Annotated in this window: 14 protein-coding genes; 11 read left to right on the top strand and 3 right to left on the bottom strand. The window is 50.7% G+C overall.

The features are described from left to right. Positions 1-479 (top strand): hypothetical protein (locus Q0294_RS12405; protein ID WP_299465583.1); only part of this gene is annotated, 479 nt, incomplete at its 5' end. Between the two features lie 35 nt (positions 480-514). Here the strand turns inward: Q0294_RS12405 and Q0294_RS12400 are convergent. Further along, entirely contained in the window at positions 515-1981 is a 1467-nt protein-coding gene (locus tag Q0294_RS12400) for a sulfatase (protein WP_299465580.1), read from the bottom strand. Between the two features lie 273 nt (positions 1982-2254). On the opposite strand from Q0294_RS12400, the gene Q0294_RS12395 reads away from it, so the two are divergent. From Q0294_RS12395 to Q0294_RS12360, 8 genes are all read left to right on the top strand, one after another. Further along, positions 2255-2770 carry a MarR family transcriptional regulator gene (locus Q0294_RS12395; protein WP_299465577.1) on the top strand — a complete coding sequence of 172 codons (516 nt, stop codon included), beginning with the start codon at positions 2255-2257 and terminating at the stop codon, positions 2768-2770. A 67-nt stretch (positions 2771-2837) separates the two neighbouring features. Continuing rightward, on the top strand, positions 2838-5612 hold the full coding sequence (locus Q0294_RS12390; protein WP_299465574.1) for a TolC family protein: 2775 nt from the start codon (positions 2838-2840) through the stop codon (positions 5610-5612). Continuing rightward, the gene (locus Q0294_RS12385; RefSeq protein ID WP_299465571.1) at positions 5587-7461 is read left to right on the top strand and encodes an HlyD family efflux transporter periplasmic adaptor subunit; all 1875 of its coding nucleotides are present in this window, start codon (positions 5587-5589) and stop codon (positions 7459-7461) included. Before Q0294_RS12390 ends, Q0294_RS12385 begins: the two co-directional genes overlap by 26 nt. Continuing rightward, complete coding sequence (locus Q0294_RS12380; protein WP_299465568.1) at positions 7458-8171, top strand: ABC transporter ATP-binding protein; 714 nt, start codon at positions 7458-7460, stop codon at positions 8169-8171. The genes Q0294_RS12385 and Q0294_RS12380 overlap by 4 nt, the downstream gene beginning before the upstream one ends. A 55-nt stretch (positions 8172-8226) precedes the next feature. After that, positions 8227-9567: an ABC transporter permease gene (locus tag Q0294_RS12375; RefSeq protein WP_299465565.1), complete on the top strand. Its 1341-nt coding sequence runs from the start codon at positions 8227-8229 to the stop codon at positions 9565-9567. A 201-nt stretch (positions 9568-9768) separates the two neighbouring features. After that, positions 9769-11862 carry a thioredoxin-like domain-containing protein gene (locus Q0294_RS12370; RefSeq protein WP_299465562.1) on the top strand — a complete coding sequence of 698 codons (2094 nt, stop codon included), beginning with the start codon at positions 9769-9771 and terminating at the stop codon, positions 11860-11862. Between the two features lie 329 nt (positions 11863-12191). Then, a complete protein-coding gene (locus Q0294_RS12365) occupies positions 12192-12464 on the top strand; it encodes a 2TM domain-containing protein (protein WP_299465559.1) in 273 nt (90 codons plus the stop codon). Positions 12465-12494: 30 nt separating this feature from the next. Then, positions 12495-14861, top strand: a complete 2367-nt coding sequence (locus Q0294_RS12360; protein WP_299465556.1) for a heavy metal translocating P-type ATPase — start codon at positions 12495-12497, stop codon at positions 14859-14861. Here Q0294_RS12360 and Q0294_RS12355 read toward each other — a convergent pair whose 3' ends face one another. Next, positions 14862-15728: an alpha/beta hydrolase gene (locus Q0294_RS12355; protein ID WP_299465553.1), complete on the bottom strand. Its 867-nt coding sequence runs from the start codon at positions 15726-15728 to the stop codon at positions 14862-14864. 215 nt (positions 15729-15943) lie between these two features. On the opposite strand from Q0294_RS12355, the gene Q0294_RS12350 reads away from it, so the two are divergent. Beyond that, positions 15944-17731: an arylsulfatase gene (locus Q0294_RS12350; RefSeq protein ID WP_299465550.1), complete on the top strand. Its 1788-nt coding sequence runs from the start codon at positions 15944-15946 to the stop codon at positions 17729-17731. A gap of 314 nt (positions 17732-18045) precedes the next feature. Then, positions 18046-19353 carry a Gfo/Idh/MocA family oxidoreductase gene (locus tag Q0294_RS12345; RefSeq protein WP_299465547.1) on the top strand — a complete coding sequence of 436 codons (1308 nt, stop codon included), beginning with the start codon at positions 18046-18048 and terminating at the stop codon, positions 19351-19353. Between the two features lie 67 nt (positions 19354-19420). Here the strand turns inward: Q0294_RS12345 and Q0294_RS12340 are convergent, their stop codons facing one another. Beyond that, positions 19421-20548 (bottom strand): hypothetical protein, encoded by a 1128-nt coding sequence (locus tag Q0294_RS12340; RefSeq protein ID WP_299465544.1) that lies wholly within the window; start codon positions 20546-20548, stop codon positions 19421-19423. Positions 20549-20864: the final 316 nt, after the last annotated feature.

Raw genomic sequence — 20864 nt, 5'->3', positions numbered from 1 at the left:
CAGTCAGAGTGATTGAGTCTGCTGCTCCGGATGGATATGGCAGAATGCCGATTCCCTGTGAGATCGATTCTGAACTCCATCAACAAATTTTATTTGCGCTGAAAAGTGAAACCCGGTCCGATTTTCTTCTCAATCAGAGAGGCACTGACTGTCTGCTGGAATTTGTCGAGCGCATGGCATCACAGTGTCTGCGTGAGGCGAATTTTCTGTACTGCAATCATGCGGCACAGGCATTGGAACTGGTGCTGTCTCAACCCGGTTATGACGAGCATATGGCTTTGGTTGCGATCACGCTGATTCACGATGCATACTCTCGTCTGCCAGAATCAGGGGCTGATTTGAATTCCAGTGAGTTACCCCGATTCAACGAAGCATGGATCAGTTTCTGTTCGCGACTGGAACATGAAAAAACGCTTTCGGCAAGCCATTTTCGGATTGGCAAAGATGCCGACGGGCCACGTTATACCTGTTACTGGTGAACCGCGTTTTCCTGACGTATTCATCCCCAACCGAATTATTTCGCGAGCGGAATTTCCAATTGCGAGGGAACAGGTTTGACTGTTTTCTGATGCTTTTCGGCTGCTGCTGACAGTTCCTGTATCACTGCCGGATGATCCTTGGCGACATCATACATTTCAGAGGGATCGTGCTCAAGGTGATATAACACCGGGGGCTTGTGTTCCTGAAAAGGCTCTTTACCATACGCGGGTTTGGTAATGAAGTGTGCTTTCCAGGGGCCTTTACGGTACGCCATCAGCTTCGTTCCCCGATAATAGGCCATTTCATTTCGCGGGCTATGATCGGTCTCCGTTAAAACCGGAGTCAGGTCCACACCATCAATCACACGATCTGTGGGAACTGTGCCGCCAGCCAGTTTAATGGACGTCGTAAAGATATCCATCGTGCTGCCCAGTTCCTGTGAAACCGAACCGGAGGGAATATGTCCCGGCCACCAGGCAAGTGTCGGTTCACGCATTCCCCCCTCCCAGGTGCTGCCTTTGCCATCCCGCAATAAACCGGCAGAACCTCCCTGCTGGTTGAAAATCAGCCACGGGCCGTTATCACTGGAGAACCAGACGATCGTATTCTGGTCAAGCCCCTGATCTCGGAGTTCCTGCAGAACTTGCCCGACGCTCCAGTCAATCTCTTCAATCACATCGCCGTATAAACCGCGCAGGCTTTTATCTTCAAATTCTTTCGAACGGAATAAAGGCACATGCGGCATGCTGTGGGCCAGATACAGATAGAAAGGCTGCTTCTGATTTTCCTTGATGAACTTGACGGCTTCTTCCGTGTAGCGTCTGGTAATGGTTGTCTGGTCGGCAGGACGTTCGATGACATTGGTATCGCGCATCAGAGGCACGTTCCAGTATTTCACTTCGGGTTTCAGAAAAATCGCGCGTCCCAGTTTGCCCTCTGCCACACGATCCATGTCGTTGGAATACGGGATGCCGTAATAAGAATCGAAGCCGTTGCTGGTGGGCAGAAACTGCGGCAGATGACCGAGATGCCATTTCCCCACACAGGCCGTTTTGTATCCCGTTTCCTTTAACGCTTCTGCCAGAGTGATTTCACTGGCGGGAATGCCGCCACCGGAATCGGGGAACAGCACGCGACGCTTATCACTACACATTCCCGAACGAATTGGATAACGGCCCGTTAACAGCGCCGCCCGACTGGGCGTACAAACCGGGGCTGCGGAATAAAATTGCGTGAATTTCATCCCTTCGGCTGCCATCTGATCCAGATGAGGGGTTTTGATGGTGGGATGACCGAAGCAGGCTAAATCGCCATAGCCCAGATCGTCCGCATAAATCACGATGACATTCGGTTTTGATTCTGCGTAAACCGAGGTGAGTGGGATGAATGATAGGAATAGATAAAACAGGGCGACTGAGATGTGGTTCAGGTTACAGCGGATGAGTGCGGTCCGTTTCATATAAAGCTTGCTCCCGAAGGGGGTTTTGAAATGGTCATTCATTTGAAGTTCCTCTGATTGTTCACGCTTTCCTGCGGAAGTGCAACCTAAAATAAAAATTTCCTTATGTAAAACTTTGACGGTTATGCCGATAACTCCTTCAGATACTAATACTTCATGTCCGAAATAGTATTAGAGGAAAACTTCTGTGCTCAGGTTGTAGTGACGTCAATTTCAGAACGAAATTTATTTTTAAATGCAAGTTTGAGGCTGGTGTGTATGGAACAGGATAGCAAACCCCATTCAGAATCTCCAAAGGGTCCGGCGGACTGGAGATTGTTACAGAATAATGAATGCGTCGAACAGATCGATCTTTTGATTCGGACGGCCCATTTAGTCAGAGCGGCTCTGAACAACACTTTTGCACATCTGGAAATTAATGAAGTTCGCTACTCGGCATTAAAGGTGATTGGTGCGGTTCGCGAAACGGGATGTTCTCAATCGGAACTGGCGCGAAAACTGGGGCAATCCGAATCGAATATCTGTACGCTGATTGAGCGTATGGAAAGTGATCAGCTGGTGATTCGTCGGCAGTCACAGAAAGACCGTCGCAAGCGGGTGCTGCAGGTAACCGATCAGGGAGAGCGCCTGCTGGAGCAGGTCAAAGCGTATCATGGTACGGTTTCTCATCGTCTGTTATCTGCATTGAATTCAGATCAACGGCGTCAATTGACCAGCATTCTGCAGTCATTGTTGAAGTCGGCTTATATCCAGCGTTCTCAACGTGAAACCGTCAAAACGTTTCTAGATGTTTCCAGTACGTATCCCTATCAGGGTTTTCCGGCTGCGTAATGTTTTTGTTTAACATCAGTTTTTTCATTCCAGGCTTCCAGTCCAATTCTATAGCGGATTCTCTTTCATGAGAGACACAAAAATATTCTCATTTTGTGACATTCTCAAACCATGTCTTACGGTCGCTCTGAGCGTAGTGATGGTCGCGATTCACACTGGCTGCTCTCCTACGTTCTGGTTTGACCAGGCGAATTCGGATACTTATGAAATTCTCGCTGAAAATGCGAATGATCCCGCATGGCAGGTCCCCCGCTTCGATGTGGAACCCGACCCGCGCAGCCGATTCTACGATCCTTATAATCCGAACCATGAGCCGCTGCCGCCGGACGATCCTGCTGCGAATGTTTATATGCATTGGCTGCAGTGTAAGAAGGGTTATAAAAGCTGGCATAAATTAGGTCAGTCACTCAGTATCGAAAATCCCGACTGGCTTGTGCAGTATGGCATCAATCCCGAGTTGAGTGCGGAAATTGCCGCTTCCGGTAATGCACTGGACGGCGTCGAACTGCCTGCGCTGGAAGATGTGACGTTGCGTGAATCGATTGACATTGCCAACATTAATAGTCGGGAATATCAGTTTCAGATTGAAAATCTGTTTCTGGCAGCCTTGGATTTAACCTTTGGCCGTTTTCAGTTTGATGTCCGTTATCTCGGCGTGGGTGGACAGAACCCGCAGGCTGAGATTAATCGTCGTCGTCTGGCGAATGGAACACAGGAGCTTGATCTGGCCAGTCGCATGGGCGTGAATCAGGTGCTGCCGACGGGGGCACAATGGGCGGTAGAATTAGCCAATAATACCCTCTGGTTATTTTCCGGTTCCAATCAGACCAGTTCGGTCAGTGTGCTCTCTTATTCGCTGGTTCAACCCCTGTTGTTAGGCGCCGGTCGAAAGATCGTGTTGAATAACCTGACACAGGATGAACGCAACGTGCTGTACCAGACGCGAATCCTGGCGCGGTTTCGAAAAATATTTTTTACGGAAACGGTAGCAGGCGCCACTGGCTTTTTAGAGTTACTCCAGCAGCTTCAGATTATCAACAACGAACGGGGTAACATCAAACGGCTCGAACGTCAGGTCGAAATTTTGCGGGCGCTTTCTTCACAGAAACCAAAGGTGCAATCGGAACGTCTGGATCAGCTGCCTGCGAACTGGATTCTTCCGCCGGAACTCGTTGACAAACTTGAGTTCGATGACGAATCGCGTCTGCTTTCCTGGAAAGGGGAGATGACGGAAGAACAGGAAAAACGTCTGCTGGCATTAAGCGACGAAGAGAACTATCAGTCAACAGTCAGTGAATTGATTCAACGTATTCGAACAGAAGTCGTGACACTGGATGTGGCACAGCTGGAAACCCGTCTGGCTCAGTCGATCAATCGTCTACGAACATTTGAGCGACAGTATCAGGATTCGCTGGGAATCTTCAAAATCTTTATGGGGCTGCCTCCCAATATGCCGATGAGCATCGATGATTCATTATTGAAACCATTTGAATTGATCGATCCGCTTTTGCCGCAGATTGAACAGGAGATCTATGACTATGTTGAAGTCTGGGCGAAGGTGTATGTCGAGGACTGGGAAAATCCGAATCTGGTGCCACCCACAAAAGCAGAAATAAAAGAAGTGGTGTCAGGTTTGCAACTACTCCTGGCCAAACTCAGAACGGATGCCTTGGCGACTTTGGAGCAGGACATCAAAAATGTGGAGTTACTGCTGGGAGAAAATAACGAAGGTGTGACGGAGTCACTTCTGGCATTACGCCAGCGTCGTTTCCAGTCGGAAGAGGATCGGCAGCGGGTCCGCCAGAGTACCCTGAATGATATACGATTGTATTCTATCATTCGTAAGGAAATGCAGAACATCGAAAGCCGCCTGGCAGGGCTGCAGAGCTTTTTGAGTGAAGATAAACTGACCAATGACCAAAAAAAGAAAATAATTCTCGAGATGGCAAATCTGCGGGAAGACATGCTGAGAGCCTCTCAGGGAATGCAGGTAATCGAGATCGGACTGCGTGTCGAACTTATTACCCTGGAACCATTTACGATGGATATTTCTGAGGTAGTACGGATTGGTCTTTCCAATCGGCTAGATCTGATGAACCAGCGTGGGATGGTCATGGATGCACGAAGATTGATGGAAGTGCGGTCTAATGCTCTCGAAGCGGTGTTAAATGTCGTAGTAGATGGAGACGTAAGCACTCCGCTTGGGAAAAATAAGCCTTTAGACTTTCGCGGTAGTCAGGCTGGATTCCGGGCTGGTGTGGAATTTACGGCTCCGTTATCAATTGTACAGCAGCGAAATGCGTATCGGGAGTCTCAAATCGATTATCAGCGGCAACGACGTGATTTCATGGCAGCAGAAGATGATGCCAAGTTTGAAATCCGCCGAAGTTGGCGTCAATTGTCTGTTTTACGTCAGAATTTCGAGACGTCTCGAGTTCAGATCCGTTTAGCAGCTTTACAGTATGATAATGCCGTTGAAGCAACTTCAGACCCCGCCCAGGCCGGTCGAAATCAGGGGTTAAATTTGTTAAATGCGTTAACAGCAGTCCTGGAAGCGCAAAACGGTTTAATCGGTAACTGGGTAAATTATGAACAAAACCGACTTAACATCTATCGAGATATGGGTATTATGGAGATAGATGAAAATGGCATTTGGAAAGACGATTTCTATCAACACCGCGCGGGAAGAACCAGGCCCACCAATGAGCACCGCCAATCCCCCCCAGGAACAACTGAAACAAGAGACACTGCAGAAGAAACAATCAGACAGGTTGTCTTCCGACCCGCAGGAGAACTCAACGCACTCGCCACAGAAAGTGAAGCCACGCCGCAGGCTCCCTAGCAAAACAAAGCTGCTGTTTTTCGCAGTCATTGCATTGGGAATCACGGTACTGATCGTTCCGGCGTTACGAACGCCGCTGTTTTCTGTGTTTGCTTCCGGGGCTAAGAAAAATACGACTTATATCACCGACAAAGCGACCCAGGGACCATTCCGTGTGACGGTGACCGAGCGCGGCCAGTTGGACAGCTTGAATAATGTTACGCTCACCAACAAAGTCAAAGGTTTTACCACCATTATCAGCATCGTGCCGGAAGGCACGATGGTCAAAGCCGGTGATCTGGTCTGTGAACTCGATTCCGCCTTACTGGTCGATAAAGAAAAGCAGCAGCAGATTCAAGTGACGCAGGCAGAAGCGGAACTGAAACAGGCCGAAGAAAACGTCGCCATTCAGCGGACCCAGAATGACAGCGACAACTCGGCAGCCGAACTCGCATTGAAACTGGCCAGACTCGATCTGAATAAGTTTAAAGAGGGAGAATCACAGCGCGACCTGAACGTCAAAGAGGGCGCGATCACGAAGTCCCGTGAAGACCTGCAGCGTGCTGAAGAGAACTTTGAGTTCTCGAAACGCATCGCCAAGAAGGGATATAAAAGCCAGAACGACGTGGAAGCAGACCGCATCAATGTGGTGAAAGCAGAAATTGATCTGGAGATTGCGAAAGAAGATCTCAAAGTCGAAAAAGAATACGTTCAGAATCGCAAGCTGATTGAGCTGGAAGCAGATGTTAAGGAAAAAGAACGGAATCTGGAACGGGTGGAACGCAAAGGGGTTGCCACGTTAGCTCAGTTTGATGCCAAACTCAATGCCAGCCAGTTGACATACGAAGTAGAGAAGAGTGAACTGGAGCGGATGCGGGAACAGATCCTGGTCTGTAAAATGGTTGCGCCACAGAACGGGCAGGTCGTTTATGCGAATCAGGGCAGTGGCCGTCGCAGTAGTGGCGAAGATGTGATCGAAGAAGGGACAGAAGTCCGGGAACGTCAGGCCATTATTCAATTGCCAGATTTCACGCAGATGAAAGTCGATGCCAGAATTCACGAGTCCAAAATCAGCATGATTCAACAGGGACTGCGGGTGAATATTCGTGTGGATGCGTTCCCCGAACAGCTCTATATTGGAGAAGTGGATGTCGTCTCCTCGGTTCCCATTTCCTCCAACTGGATGCGTCCCGATCTTAAGGAATACAAAGCGACAATCAAGATCCATCCAAACGGCGCTGATATTACAAAACTCAAGCCGGGTTTGACTGCCGAGATCGAAATCCTGATCGAATCGCGCGATAACGTTTTGCAGGTTCCGGTTCAATCGGTGATTACCATCGGAGACCACCGCTACATTTTCGTACTGAATTCTGATGGCACGACCGAGCAAAGAGAAATCAAGATCGGTCAAGCCGGCGATACGATGATCGAAATCCTGGATGGCGTCAAAAAGGGTGACGAGGTGATCTTGAATCCCCGGACTCACTTTGCAGATGAGTTGATCGATCTGGAAGAACAATTGGCTATCGAAAAGAAAAAAGAGGCTGGCGTTAATGGCGGCGATCAATCTGAAGCGGGTTCCGCACCAAAAACCACTCCGGGAGGAGGCGATAAACCAGCCGGTCAGGCAGCTGAAAAGAAAAAGCCGGCTGGCGGCGGCGGTGACCCTGCCGCTTTCCTGAAACGCCTGGATAAAGACGCCGACGGGAAAGTTTCCAAAGAGGAAGCCCCCGAGCGCATGCAGGAAATTTTTGACACTCTGGATGCCAACAAGGACGGATTTCTTGATGCGGAAGAACTCAAGAATCGGAAACCACCATCAGGAGGCGCAGGAGGCCCCCGGCCTGCGGGAGAAAGTCGACCATGAGGCTTGCTGCTCAAGTTGTCGACCTCACCAAATTCTATGATCTGGGCTCTGTTGTGGTGAAAGCATTGCGGGGTGTCTCGACAGACTTCCCGGAAGGTGATTTTGTAGCCATTATGGGGTCATCGGGTAGCGGGAAAAGTACACTGCTCAATCTGCTGGGAGCGCTCGACCGTCCTACCAGCGGTCAGTATATTCTGGGCGGCCGAGATGTCTCCACGCTGGATGATGATGAACTGTCGGCGATGCGAAATGATATGATTGGTTTTATCTTCCAGTCCTTTAATCTGATTTCCCAATATACGGTTCTGGAAAATATTGAAGTCCCGCTGCTGTATCGAGCCGGTTATCCCCCCATTGGACGCGTCGAACGCGAGTGGTGCGTGGAACTGGCCAATATGGTTGGCCTGGGAGATCGTATGGATCATCGCCCTTTTCAGCTCTCCGGCGGACAGCAGCAGCGCGTTTCCATTGCGCGTGCGCTGGTGAATGATCCCCAGATCATTCTGGCAGACGAACCAACGGGGAACCTGGATTCCACGACTGAAGCCGAAATTATGGATATCCTTCACAATTTGAACGCGCAAGGACGTACTATTATTATGGTGACGCACGAACCAGGCATCGCCAAACAAACCAAACGTCAAATCATGATGAAAGATGGTCTCATCGAAAGTGAGTCTGTCTTGGAACAATATCTCCCCACGCGTTAACTCTGCCGATTTCAGCCGCCTTCTATTTTCGTTCCGTTTCACCCAGGTTACCGAAATGACTCGCATCATTCGCATCGTTCGACTCGCATTAAAAAGCTTATTGCTGCATAAGCTGCGGTCCGGCCTGACGATGCTGGGTATTGTGTTCGGTGTGTTCTCCGTCATTGCCATGCTGGCGATCGGTGAAGGCGCCAGCGCGCAGGCACAAAGACAGGTGTTAGAACTGGGGGCGACCAATGTGATCGTTCGGAGTGTAAAACCCCCGAACGAAGTCGCACAATCGTCCGCCAACAGTCGCGTTCTGCAATATGGTTTGCTGCGATCAGACTTTAAACTATTAACGAAAACGTTACCCACCATCACAAACGCTGTGCCGATACGCGAAATCAACAGAGAAGTTCGCTATCTGAAAGATGCCATGAATGCGCGCGTCGTGGGTTGTACTGCTGATTATCTGGATATGAATCATCTGCATTTAACGCAGGGTCGGTTTCTGACTGGCAGTGATCAGGAAAAGCTATTGAACGTGGCGGTGATTGCCAATGAAGTTGCCAACAGTTTATTCCGCTACGAAGACCCGGTGGGAAAATCGGTTCGCATCGGTTCCATGTATTATACGGTTGTCGGCGTCACGAAAGATCGTACCGCATCAGCGGCCATCGGAGGCAGCCTGTCCGGGCAGGATTACAACAAAGACGTTTATGTTCCCATCAAGACGCTTCAGGTCCGCGAAGGGGATCTTGATATCAAAAATCAGGCGGGCAGCATGACGGCCGAGCATATTGAACTGAATCAGATTACGCTGCGTGTGAACGATAAAGACGCCGTACTGTCAACTGCTGAGGCCATTCGAGAAACCCTGGAACAGTCTCATCCGCGCACCAAGGATTATGCGGTTGTGGTACCTTTGGAGTTACTGAAACAGGCCGAGCAGATTCGCATGATCTTCAATGTCGTGCTGGGATCGATCGCCGCGATCAGTCTGGTGGTGGGCGGGATCGGAATTATGAATATCATGCTGGCGACGGTCACGGAACGAACCAGGGAAATCGGCGTACGTCGCGCGCTGGGAGCCCGCCAGGGAGACATTATTGAACAGTTTCTGACTGAGACCATCGTGCTGGCTGGTTCGGGGGGATTGATTGGCGTTGTGTTCGGATTACTCACGCCGATTACCTTCCTGGGAATTCAATGGTTCGTCCAAAATTTCGTGATGGAAGGTAACATCGTGGGCTCTGACGTCGGTCGCATGTTCTTTGACTTGCAGCCGCAGATTGCCTTCTGGAGTCTGCCTGTCGCATTCGGCATTTCGGTAACGATCGGAATTATTTCCGGCATTTATCCGGCCATCTCGGCAGCGAAGCTGGATCCGATTGAAGCATTACGGCACGAATAATCGCCTGTGATCAGCTGTTAAAGCGGCTCCACTTTAAACGTATTCATCAATGAATCTTGATTGGTTTTCGGAATTTCCGACTCTGGAACTGTTCCCCTGAAATCAGAACGGCCTACAATAGATGGGTGCTCTTTCAGAGAGACAAAAGATCAATAATAATCCTGCCTCAAATCGCCAACCGAAATACGCGGAGAATCTGGTATGCCCGGAAAGCAAGTTGTTCTGAATCGATTTCATTTCGTTGTGGCCCTCACTGTTTTACTGGTGACTGGTATGACGCTCCGCTTAGCGCCGGCGTTTGCGGATGAAAAAACGCCGACGAAAGACACAAAACCTGCAGAAAAAACTGCCGAAGAGAAAACGGACTTGATTGAGAAAAATCCGTTTCCGAATCGTCCGAAGGCTCCCAGCCTGGATGGCGGGAAAGAATGGTTGAACTCTTCGGGTGAAATCACACTCAAAGACCTGCGGGGAAAAGTGGTCCTCATCGATTTCTGGACCTACTGCTGCATCAATTGTATGCACGTGCTGCCCGACCTGGCATATCTGGAAAAAAAATATCCGAACGAACTGGTCGTGATTGGCTGTCATTCCGCCAAGTTCGAAAATGAAAAAGAGACCGACAATATCCGCCGTGCGATTCAACGTTATGAAATCAAACACCCGGTGATTAACGATTCGGATATGACAGTCTGGAGGAAGTTCGGCGTCCGGGCCTGGCCTTCGATGGTGCTGATTGATCCGGAAGGGAATTACTGCGGGCATTTGTCCGGAGAAGGGAATCGGGAAATTCTCGACAAGGTTCTGGAGCGGGTCATCGCTTATCACCGCGCCAAGGGAACACTCGATGAAACGCCCGTCCGATTTGAACTGGAGTCTGCCAAATTAAAACAGACCCCTTTGAAGTTCCCCGGCAAACTGCTGGCCGATGAACCGAATCAGCGCCTGTATATTTCCGACAGTAATCATAACCGGATTATTGTTGCTTCGCTGGATGGAAAACTGATCGACGTCATCGGCTCAGGCCAGATTGGTAAAAAAGACGGCGATTATAAAACGGCTTCGTTTGATCATCCGCAGGGTATGGCTCTCGTGGGAAATATACTGTATGTGGCAGATACCGAAAACCACATGCTCCGCACGATTGATCTCGACAAGAAACAGGTTTCAACGCTCGCGGGAACTGGTCAGCAGGCGCGCTTTCGTTCTGCGGGAGGCAAACTGAAAGAGTCGGCGTTGAACAGTCCGTGGGCACTGGCAGAGATCGACGGTGTGCTTTATATCTGCATGGCGGGGCCGCATCAGATCTGGTCGCACAAACTGGGGTCCGACGAGATCGGCGTTTATGCCGGTTCAGGCCGCGAAGATATCACCAACGGTCCACTGGAAGCATCTGCATTCGCGCAGACATCGGACATCACCGTGGACGGCGATGTATTCTACGTCGTGGACAGTGAAGGCTCCGCGGTGCGGAAGGTTGATACGAAGAAAAATAATGTGACTACGATCGCAGGAACCTCCGATCTCGAAGGGGGACGCTCGCTGTTTGAATTTGGCGACAAGGACGGTATTGGCGATCAGGCACGGCTGCAACATCCTCTGGGAGTCTTGTACAACAAAGGCCGTCTGCTGGTGGCCGATACATATAATCACAAAATTAAATCGATCGATTTAAAAACCAACGAAGTCAAAACGTTTCTGGGAACAGGCAAAGATGGTAATTCCTTCAATCCGATTGAGTTTTCCGAACCATCGGGCCTGGCATTAGTCGGGGATCGACTCTTTATCGCCGATACGAACAATCACCGCATCTGCGTCGTGAATTTGCAGGATAATCAGGTCACGGAATTCAAAGTGCAGGGATTAACTCTCCCCAGTCTTCCGGAAAAAGCGGACGACAGTTTTGCCGCAGCGGCAGATCAGACCCTGAATGTTTCCGCGCAAACGGTTGCCGCCAACAGTCCGCTGAAAATCAGCATCACTCCCAAACTGCCTGTGGAATATAAACTGTCCCCGCTGGCACCGGTGAAGTTTACATTCCAGTCAGACACGGGGACTCCGGAAACGTTATTGAAAGGGAAGGGGACCGTAGAAGGGAATCAGCTCGTTCTGGAACTGCCCGCCTTAAAAAATCAGACAGGTACCTGGCTGCTGAATCTGCGTTTCGGCTACTGTCGCGATGGTGTCGGAGGCTTGTGTAAACAACATTCCGCGCACTGGAAAATTCCCATTCAGACCGCTGACGGGAGCAAGACAACCGAAATTACCCTGCCGCTGGATCTCTCTCAGAACTGAAACAGATCACATGTCTCCATGAGTTTTCAACGGTTGCTGAGCCTTCATTCTGCGGGCTGAGCAACCGTTTTTTTAGTTGTGCTCTTTAAACAAGTGTGATCTGAAATCAGGGTGCCCTGGAAAAGTGTCTGGTTTCGAAGAGTTTATCTCCCATGAAACCAGGCTGGAAACTGACTGGCATGGCAATTGCAATTTCTTCGCTTGCTCTGAGGCCAGCGTCCGATCCCGTTCCACACCAGGCGCTGGTTTCGAGTACGTATTACGAAATCTAAGCTGTTTTTTTAGACAGGACTGCGGTATAAATCTTTAACGAGACTGGAGAAACCGTTATGGCTAAGAATCAAAAAAACTACGCACAGGCCAAAGACCGGGTCGAAAAAAAAATCGGTTTTATGATTCATGCCGGTGTTTATGTGGTGGTGAATGCCGGTCTAATTACGTTAAACCTGACTCGTTCCCCGGAGAAATACTGGTTTGTCTGGCCTTTATGCGGTTGGGGAGCAGGAGTTCTTTTTCACGGCATAAAAGTATTTGGTTCCGGAAGCGCATCCAGCTGGAAAGAAAAAATGATTGAGAAAGAGCAATCAAAACTCGATCAGTGAACCACCCATTCAACAGGAAGCAGGAGCAACATGACTGCAATTGATCCGATTTGTCACATGGAAGTAGACGAGTCCACTGCGCTACAGGAAACCGTGGATAATCAGATCTGGTATTTTTGCAGTCAAAGCTGCCGCGACAAATTTCTGGCACAACACGCCGCGGAAGAAAAATCGCCGGCACAGAAGCCAGCGCAGAAACCAGAGCAAAAGTCTTCGTGCTGTCATGGTGATGGTCACGCAGGGCATCAGGCACATGAAAAAACAGCTGTTGCTGCGCCGGCGGGCACGATTTATTCCTGCCCCATGCATCCGGAGATTGAACAGGTAGGCCCGGGAAGCTGTCCGATCTGCGGCATGGACCTGGAACCGATCATGCCTCTAAAAGAGGACTCGCCTGAAGAGGTTGCCGAGTATGAACTCATGGCCCGCCGTTTCTGGGTCGGGTTGGCATTGGGTTTGCCGGTTTTTCTACTGGCGATGCTGCCGATGACAGGCCTCCCGATTCATCATTGGATACCCGTCAAAGTCTCAGGCTGGATTCAATTCCTGCTCAGCACACCGGTCGTATTTTGGGCCGGGTGGCCTTTATACGAACGCGCTTACCGTTCCATTCTCAGTATGAACCTGAATATGTTTACCCTGATTGGTATCGGAACGGGAACCGCTTACCTCTACAGTATTGTCGCGTTGTTATTTCCCGGGATCTTCCCCGCCTCATTTCTGCACGAAGGCACAATTGAACTTTACTTCGAGGCGGCGGTGGTGATTACGGTGCTGGTTCTGCTGGGGCAGATGCTGGAACTGAGGGCGCGCAAACGAACCAATAGTGCGATTCAGGAACTGCTGTCGCTCGCACCACCCACGGCACATCTTGTCGAAAATGGCGCAGAACGGGAGATTCCGCTGGAAGAAGTGCAGGCAGGTTATCTGTTGCGTGTTCGTCCGGGAGAAAAAATTCCTGTGGACGGAAAAGTTCATGAAGGCAAGAGCCTGATCGATGAGTCAATGATCACCGGCGAACCAGTGCCGGTCTCGAAAGGGGAGGGGGATGAAGTCATTGGGGGCACCGTCAATCAGACCGGCTCTTTTCTGATGCAGGCGGAGAAAGTGGGCAGCGATACCCTGCTGTCGCAAATCATTCAAATGGTTTCCAGCGCGCAACGCAGTCGCGCTCCCATTCAACGCGTCGTCGATACCATTGCGGCGCGGTTTGTGCCCACCGTTCTGGCAATTTCCGTCGTTACATTTATCCTTTGGAGCTGGCTGGGACCGGAACCCCGTTTTGCTTATGCCTTGATCAACGCGGTGGCGGTGCTGATTATCGCCTGCCCTTGTGCGCTGGGACTGGCCACGCCGATGTCGATCATGGTTGGTGTCGGACTCGGCGCGAAAAGCGGCATCCTGATTAAAAATGCCGAAGTATTAGAGACACTGGAAAAAGTCGATACACTGATCGTCGACAAAACAGGCACACTGACCGAAGGGAAACCGAGACTCACGGGATGTATCACGGCGGGGACACTCAGCGAGAATGATCTGCTCCAGCTGGCGGCTTCCGTAGAGCAGCACAGCGAGCATCCGCTCTCGCAGGCGGTTGTCGTGGCTGCGAAAGACCGGGACCTGACGCTGTCTGACGTGAGTGACTTTGATTCCGTGACCGGCGCTGGTGTGACGGGAGTGGTTAATGAAAAACAGATCCTGATCGGCAGCGCTACCTTTCTGAAAGAACAGTCGATCGCCATCAGTGACGAACTCATGACGCAGGCGACCACACTGCAGGAACAAGGGCAGGGAGTGATTTTTGTCGCCGTTGCCGGCACGCTGGCGGGCCTTCTGGCGGTTTCCGATCCGATTAAGGAAACGACGGCTCAGGCAATCAAGAAGCTGCATGAACTGGGGCTCAAGATTGTGATGTTAACGGGCGACAACGAAAAAACAGCCAAAGCGGTGGCGGCTTCATTAAATATTGATGAAGTGGAAGCGGGTGTCAAACCCCAGGATAAATACGAAAAAATCAAAGCCTTGCGTAAAGCAGGACATATGGTCGCAATGGCGGGTGACGGAATCAATGATGCACCCGCACTGGCAGAAGCCGACGTGGGGATCGCAATGGGCACGGGCACCGATGTGGCAATTGAAAGTGCCGAGGTCACGCTGGTCAAAGGTGATTTGAGAGGCGTCGCCGAGTCGATTTATCTGAGTCGTCTGGTGATGCGCAATATCCACCAGAATCTGTTGTTCGCCTTTGGTTATAACGCGCTGGGGATTCCCATCGCCGCCGGGATTCTGTATCCCTTCTTCGGGATACTGCTGAGCCCGATGATCGCGGCGGCCGCCATGAGTTTCAGTTCGATTTCGGTGATAGGAAACGCACTGCGCCTCAGGACGCAGCGATGATTATTTTTGAGAGTCCGTTTTTTTCTTGTCTGATACGATGCGTTTGATTTCTTCCAGTAGCAGAAAATGCCCCGGCTTGAGCATTGAGCCGTGAGTAAAGCCCTGCAGTTCCATTAGTTGAACCTGTTTGTGCCCGACCACTTTCAGCAGGCTGTGCATGTAGGCGTTTTCTTCGTAGCGTGTCGGGAACTCCAGGTTCCGATCGCCGGTGATCAGCAGGATTGGCGGTGCGTCTTTCCTGGCGTGGAACAGAGGCGCCATGTCGTCAATGACAGGTTGATCTTGCTCAATTCCCATTTCTTCCCGCACCGTCATGTGGGTGATGCAATGTCCGCTGTAGGGAATCAAACCGGCAATCTGGTTGGGATCAATTTGATAAGGGACCAGCCAGCGCCGATCCAGGCCGATCATACTGGTGAGATAACCGCCGGCGGAATGACCTGCCACAAAGATCAGATCGGGATTGCCGCCGTATTCAGAGATATGCTGAAACGTCCAGGCGACAGCCGCTGCCGCGTCTTCGAGATAAGCGGGCTTTTTTGCTTTGGGAAACAACCGATAATTCACGGCGACAATCGCGATTCCCTGATTCATCAATTCCGCCGGAATTTTTTTACTGCCCCCTTTTAATCCCCCTCCATGAAACCAGACGACCGTCGGAAAGTTTTTGATGGTTGTCGGATAATAGAGATCGAGCTTGCACCGCTCGCGCATATAATCTGTTTGTTCTGGCACGTCGGCGGGCCGATAAGCGATATCAGGAATCGTTTTATAGTCCGTCTCGTTTTCCTGGGCCTGGATCGGTTGAAGGTGAGCCGTAACAAATACGATGCATAAAAGTGTGACTGGAATCTGACGTCGTCTCATGTCCGTTCCTTGTACTGTTTCTCTTTAAGATCGCTGACGGTGTTTCTTTTTGGCCGACAATTCATGAATCCGTTTGCAGTCGCCCTGCCAAATGCATAGACTGAGATTATAACATGCCGCAGAGGGAGTTTTAAATCTCCCGTTGCGGATGATCTTAAGTTTCGTCATTTATTACGGGTTACCGTTTTTCAATCCTTGCCTCCGGATCAGACATCATGACCTACTTCAAATCATTCTGCCTGCTGGAAACTGCGTTCGTTTTCCTTTTCTTCGGGAGTCTGTCAAATGAAGCCAGGGCCGCGAAGCACACGAATGTCATTCTGATTATGACCGACGACCAGGGGGGCTGGGATTACGGGTTCATGGGGAATAAAATCCTCAACACTCCCAACCTGGACGCGATGGCGGCCGGCGGTGCGCGCTTGAGCCGGTTTTATGTCAGCCCGGTCTGTACGCCCACCCGCGCGAATCTGATGACGGGCCGCTACAACTATCGTACGCGCGCCATTGATACCTATCTTGGTCGCGCGATGATGGAGCCGGAAGAAGTGACCATCGCCGAAGCGTTAGCGCCCGCCGGTTATGCAACGGGGATCTTTGGGAAGTGGCATCTGGGCGATTCTTATCCCCTGCGTCCGCAGGATCAGGGGTTTCAGGAAGTGCTCGTGCATCGTGGCGGAGGCATCGGGCAACCCAGCGATCCGCCGGAAGGCGCGAATCAATATACGGATCCGGTCCTGTTTCATAACGGCGAACAAAAGCAGATGAAGGGTTATTGCACCGACGTTTATTTTGAGCATGCGATGAAATTTATCGAACAGAATGAATCTCAGCAGAAGCCAACGTTTATTTATCTTGCCACCAACGCACCGCACGGGCCGTTTCACGATGTGCCTGAAGACCTGCGGGAAAAGTATAAAGCGATGGATCTGACCGACGCCTACGGTTTTGATTTGAACAACAGGCGAAAAAACGAGAAGCTGTTCGACGATACTTCGCGTATCTTCTCAATGATCGAAAATATTGATCAGAATATCGGCAAATTGTTTCAGCATCTGAAAAAAATCGGCGCTTATGAAAATACGCTGGTGCTGTTTCTGAATGACAACGGTCCCAACGGTCCCCGTTTTGTCGGTTCGCATCGGGGCACGAAAGGCAGCGTGAACGAAGGGGGGATTCGGTCGCCGCTGCTCGCACACTGGCCCGCACAACTCAAGGCGGGCACAGTCAATGACCGGATCGCCGCTCACTATGATCTTTTTCCCACCATCCTCGCAGCGACGGGAGTCGAGAAACCGCAAACGTTACAACTGGATGGCGTGAATATTCTGCCTCTGCTGAAAAATAAAGTGGAAAACTGGCCCGACCGTGCTCTGTTCCTGCAATGGCATCGCGGCGATCAACCCACGCCACGGACGAACGCGGCGATTGTGACTCAAGATTATAAGATGACGTTTTCAAAAGAGAGTGAACCGGGGAAGCTGTATCATCTCGCGAACGACCCGCGCGAAAGGAAAGATCTCGCCGGTGAAAAATCAGCGCTGGCCAAAGATCTGACGCGTCAATATGACACGTGGTTTGCAGACGTCAGTTCAACACGTCCTGATAATTATGACCCGCCACGGATTCATATCGGCAATGCGAAAGAACCGATGACCGTTTTAACCCGTCAGGACTGGCGGTACGCAGGTCCGAAAGGCAAAGGCTGGACACGTGACGCACGCGGGAAATGGCTGGTCACCGTTGAGCAGACAGGCGCTTATGACATCAAAGTGCAATTCACTAAACAACAGGCTGATTCCCCAGCCAGCCTGACTGTGGCTGGCGGCAGTGACCTGTTCCATGCTGAAGTGCCCGCCGATCGTACAGAGCATGTCTTTAAGCATGTGACCTTGCATCAGGGGGATCAGACGATTGACGTCAAAGTCGTGGAAGGCAGCATTGAAAGAGGGCCGACGATGCTCTCGATCACGAAATCGGAGTCTGGTGCTGATTCTCAGTAGAAATAGCGGTTTTCCTTTTTCCAGGCCGAATCAGGCAAGCGTTCAGGTTCCGTTCTTTCTGAAAGAATCTGCAAAAGTAACGCGATCTGGAATGGTCATAGACGGTCGTTCAACTTACCATAAATAAGGAAGATTTAATTAAGGTCAGGCTGCGCGCTGTGCCGCTGGTTTCTGTCGTTTCTTCTTTACAAAATTCCAGCAGAACGGAAGAGAAGACGTAGGAATTGCAGGGCAATCGTAGATTCGTTTCTGATTCAAATTGATCACAGATCGTAAATTCATAATCACACCGCCTTTTTTCATGGGAATGATTAATGTCAAAGAATTCAAACTTCAGCCGTCGCGACTTTCTTAAGTCGACCACCGCGGGAGCAGCCGCCATTTCTACCGGAATGTGGACCGGGCTTGCCCCTGCTGCCTCCAAATCAGCAAATGAAAAGCTGAATATCGCCTGCATTGGTACCGCCAACCGGGCTGCCGCCGACGTGGATGGCGTCAAAGGGGAAAATATTGTCGCCCTCGTGGACGTGGACAGTAATTATCTCGACCGTGCTTCGGCCAGTTTTCCCAATGCCCGTTTGTATGCCGACTATCGTGAGATGCTCGAAAGCGAAGATGGCAAGATCGATGCCGTTGTGATTGGTACGACCGACCATCAGCACGCTCCTGCGTCGATTCGGGCGATTCGGAAAGGCCTGCATGTTTACTGTGAAAAACCACTCACGCACACCGTTCAGGAAGCACGCCTGATTGCTCAGGAAGCAAAGAAGCACGGCGTTGCCACACAATTAGGAACGCAAATCCACGCCAGTGATAATTACCGTCGCGTTGTGGAAATTGTTCAGGCGGGAGTTCTGGGTGACATCAATGAAGTTCATGTCTGGGTGGGTAAAGGCTGGGGCGGCAGTGATCTGCCTTCCGAAACTCAGCAACCGCCGAAGAATCTGAATTGGGATTTATGGCTCGGGCCAGCACCCGTTCGTCCGTTCGCCGAAGGCCGTTATCACCCGGCACAATGGCGTCGCTGGTGGCAGTTCGGTCAGGGAACCCTGGGCGACATGGCGTGCCATTACATGGATCTTCCTTTCTGGGCTCTCGATCTGCGGCATCCCACACACTGCGAAGCAGAAGGTCCGGAAGTGCATCCTGAAGCCTGTCCGCATGGGTTAACCGTTCGTTATCAATTTCCCAAACGAGGCGATCTGGTGCCTGTTAAATTGACCTGGTACGACGGGAATATGATTCCGAAAAAAGTGGCCGGCGAACGCGTTCCCGGCAGCGGAGTCATGTTTGTGGGAACTGAAGGAAGTATGTTTGCGAACTATGGCAGTTACAAATTGTTCCCCAAGGAAAAATTTGCCGACTTCACTCCTCCGAAAGCGAGCATTCCCAATTCGATCGGCCATCACGCCGAGTGGATCAAGGCCTGCAAAGATGGTTCACCGACCACTTGCAACTTTGATTACTCTGGCGCACTGACGGAAGCGGTCCTGCTGGGCAATGTCGCTTATCGTGCGAAATCGCCGCTCGAATGGGATGCGGCTAATCTGAAGGCTACGAACTGTCCCGCAGCCGACCAGTACATCACCAAAGAGTACCGTGCCGGCTGGGAAGTTTCTTAGTCTGCTGGAGTTACCTGAAATCTGGTCCGGCTCCTCGAATGCAGAGTGAGCCGGACTTTTTTTATTTTTACTGGCCTTCGATGTACTTCAGCTGAATGTCCGTGTTCGGCAGCTTCTTTTGCAGCTCAGCCACTCCTTTTTCCGTGACGGCAGTGCGCGTCAGTTTCAGGTCTTTCAGGCTTGTCAGGCCTTCCAGATCGGGCAAGCCGGCGTCAGAGACGGCCGTCGATCCCAGGTGCAGAAATTCGAGCTGATTCATGTCTTTCAGATACTTGAGAGCGGCGTTGCTTAACCGTGTGTTATCCAGGTTGAGCCACTCCAGTTTTGTCAGTCCCTTGAGAGGTTCCACGCCGGCATCGGACAGGCCGACACGCCACAGATTCAGCTTTTTCAATTCGCCCAGTCCGGAAAGATGTTTCATCCCGTCATCGGAAAGCAGACTGTTTTCGCTCAGGTCCAGTTCTTCAAGTTGAGGAATCTTCGTCAGCGATTCCAGACCTTCGTTGGAAATCTGATTCTGGGAGAGACGGGTTTTCTTCAATTTAGGAAATTGAGCCAGCAGCGCCAGGCCCTCATCGTCCACCAGAGTTTTTGCCAGATACAACTCTTCGAGCTGATTCAGGTCTTTCAACTGAGCCAGGCCATCGCCGCTGACCCAGAGGAAATCGAGCATTAAGGCTTTCAGGCTGGTCAACTGATTGATATCAGCCATCGCCTCATCGTCGATGTCTGAATTCCCGGACAGCCGCAGCGCTTTGAGTTTCGAAAGACCGGTCAGATGAGAAAGGGCTTTGTTGTTCAAAGAACAGTTTCGCAGATCCAGATTTTCCAGCGTGGCGATCTTTCCGACCGGCTCCAGACCGGCGTCGGTAATTCCCGTTTCGTTCAAGAGCAGAGACCGCAGGTGTGATAACTCCGCAATTTCCTTCAGCGCGGCATCATCAATCTGAGTTCCTCGGAAATCGACTTCGATCACATAACCGGCTTTGTCCCGCTTCAGTTTGGCGCCCGCTGCTTTCAACGACGCGGCCAGCTTGACTTCTTTCTCAGGGATTTCCTCTTGGGCAGGTGTTTTTGATGTTGTGACCTCAGAAGTTTTATCTGCAGCAGGTGGTTTCTCTGCCGATTTCTGGGAGCAGCCTGTAATCGAGGCTATAAACAAAACGAGAATCACTGCTTCCCGAAACGGTTTCATATCTGTTTCCTTCAAACGTAAGTCGCGAATATTGACGTCAGCACCTAAGCATACCGACTCTGGAATTCGCTCAAAACCAATCGCGGGGGACCAATTCCATTTTTTACGGAATTGTGGCTCAGTATTCCAAAGATAAACTGGGATTGAACTTGCGAGTTATAAATTGGGTTGAAAATAATTGCTGGAGATCCGGAAGATGATAGAAATGATCCGTCTTTCCGCAGTTTTGACAGCATGGTTGCGTGCTAAAAAGAGCTTTTGTGACCGATACCGTTTTACATATGTGCGTAATTCCTCCCTCTTCGATACGCTCCTT

The organism is uncultured Gimesia sp. (genome assembly GCF_937919775.1).
Lineage (GTDB): Bacteria > Planctomycetota > Planctomycetia > Planctomycetales > Planctomycetaceae > Gimesia.
This window is presented reverse-complemented; position numbering and strand designations above follow the sequence as displayed.

Excerpts from the sequence above, each read along its gene's own strand:
- Q0294_RS12400 (WP_299465580.1), bottom strand. The coding sequence starts at position 1,981 with ATGAATGACCATTTCAAAACCCCCTTCGGGAGCAAGCTTTATATGAAA.
- Q0294_RS12390 (WP_299465574.1), top strand. The coding sequence starts at position 2,838 with ATGAGAGACACAAAAATATTCTCATTTTGTGACATTCTCAAACCATGT.
- Q0294_RS12380 (WP_299465568.1), top strand. The coding sequence starts at position 7,458 with ATGAGGCTTGCTGCTCAAGTTGTCGACCTCACCAAATTCTATGATCTG.
- Q0294_RS12375 (WP_299465565.1), top strand. The coding sequence starts at position 8,227 with ATGACTCGCATCATTCGCATCGTTCGACTCGCATTAAAAAGCTTATTG.
- Q0294_RS12370 (WP_299465562.1), top strand. The coding sequence starts at position 9,769 with ATGCCCGGAAAGCAAGTTGTTCTGAATCGATTTCATTTCGTTGTGGCC.
- Q0294_RS12365 (WP_299465559.1), top strand. The coding sequence starts at position 12,192 with ATGGCTAAGAATCAAAAAAACTACGCACAGGCCAAAGACCGGGTCGAA.
- Q0294_RS12360 (WP_299465556.1), top strand. The coding sequence starts at position 12,495 with ATGACTGCAATTGATCCGATTTGTCACATGGAAGTAGACGAGTCCACT.
- Q0294_RS12355 (WP_299465553.1), bottom strand. The coding sequence starts at position 15,728 with ATGAGACGACGTCAGATTCCAGTCACACTTTTATGCATCGTATTTGTT.
- Q0294_RS12350 (WP_299465550.1), top strand. The coding sequence starts at position 15,944 with ATGACCTACTTCAAATCATTCTGCCTGCTGGAAACTGCGTTCGTTTTC.
- Q0294_RS12345 (WP_299465547.1), top strand. The coding sequence starts at position 18,046 with ATGTCAAAGAATTCAAACTTCAGCCGTCGCGACTTTCTTAAGTCGACC.
- Q0294_RS12340 (WP_299465544.1), bottom strand. The coding sequence starts at position 20,548 with ATGAAACCGTTTCGGGAAGCAGTGATTCTCGTTTTGTTTATAGCCTCG.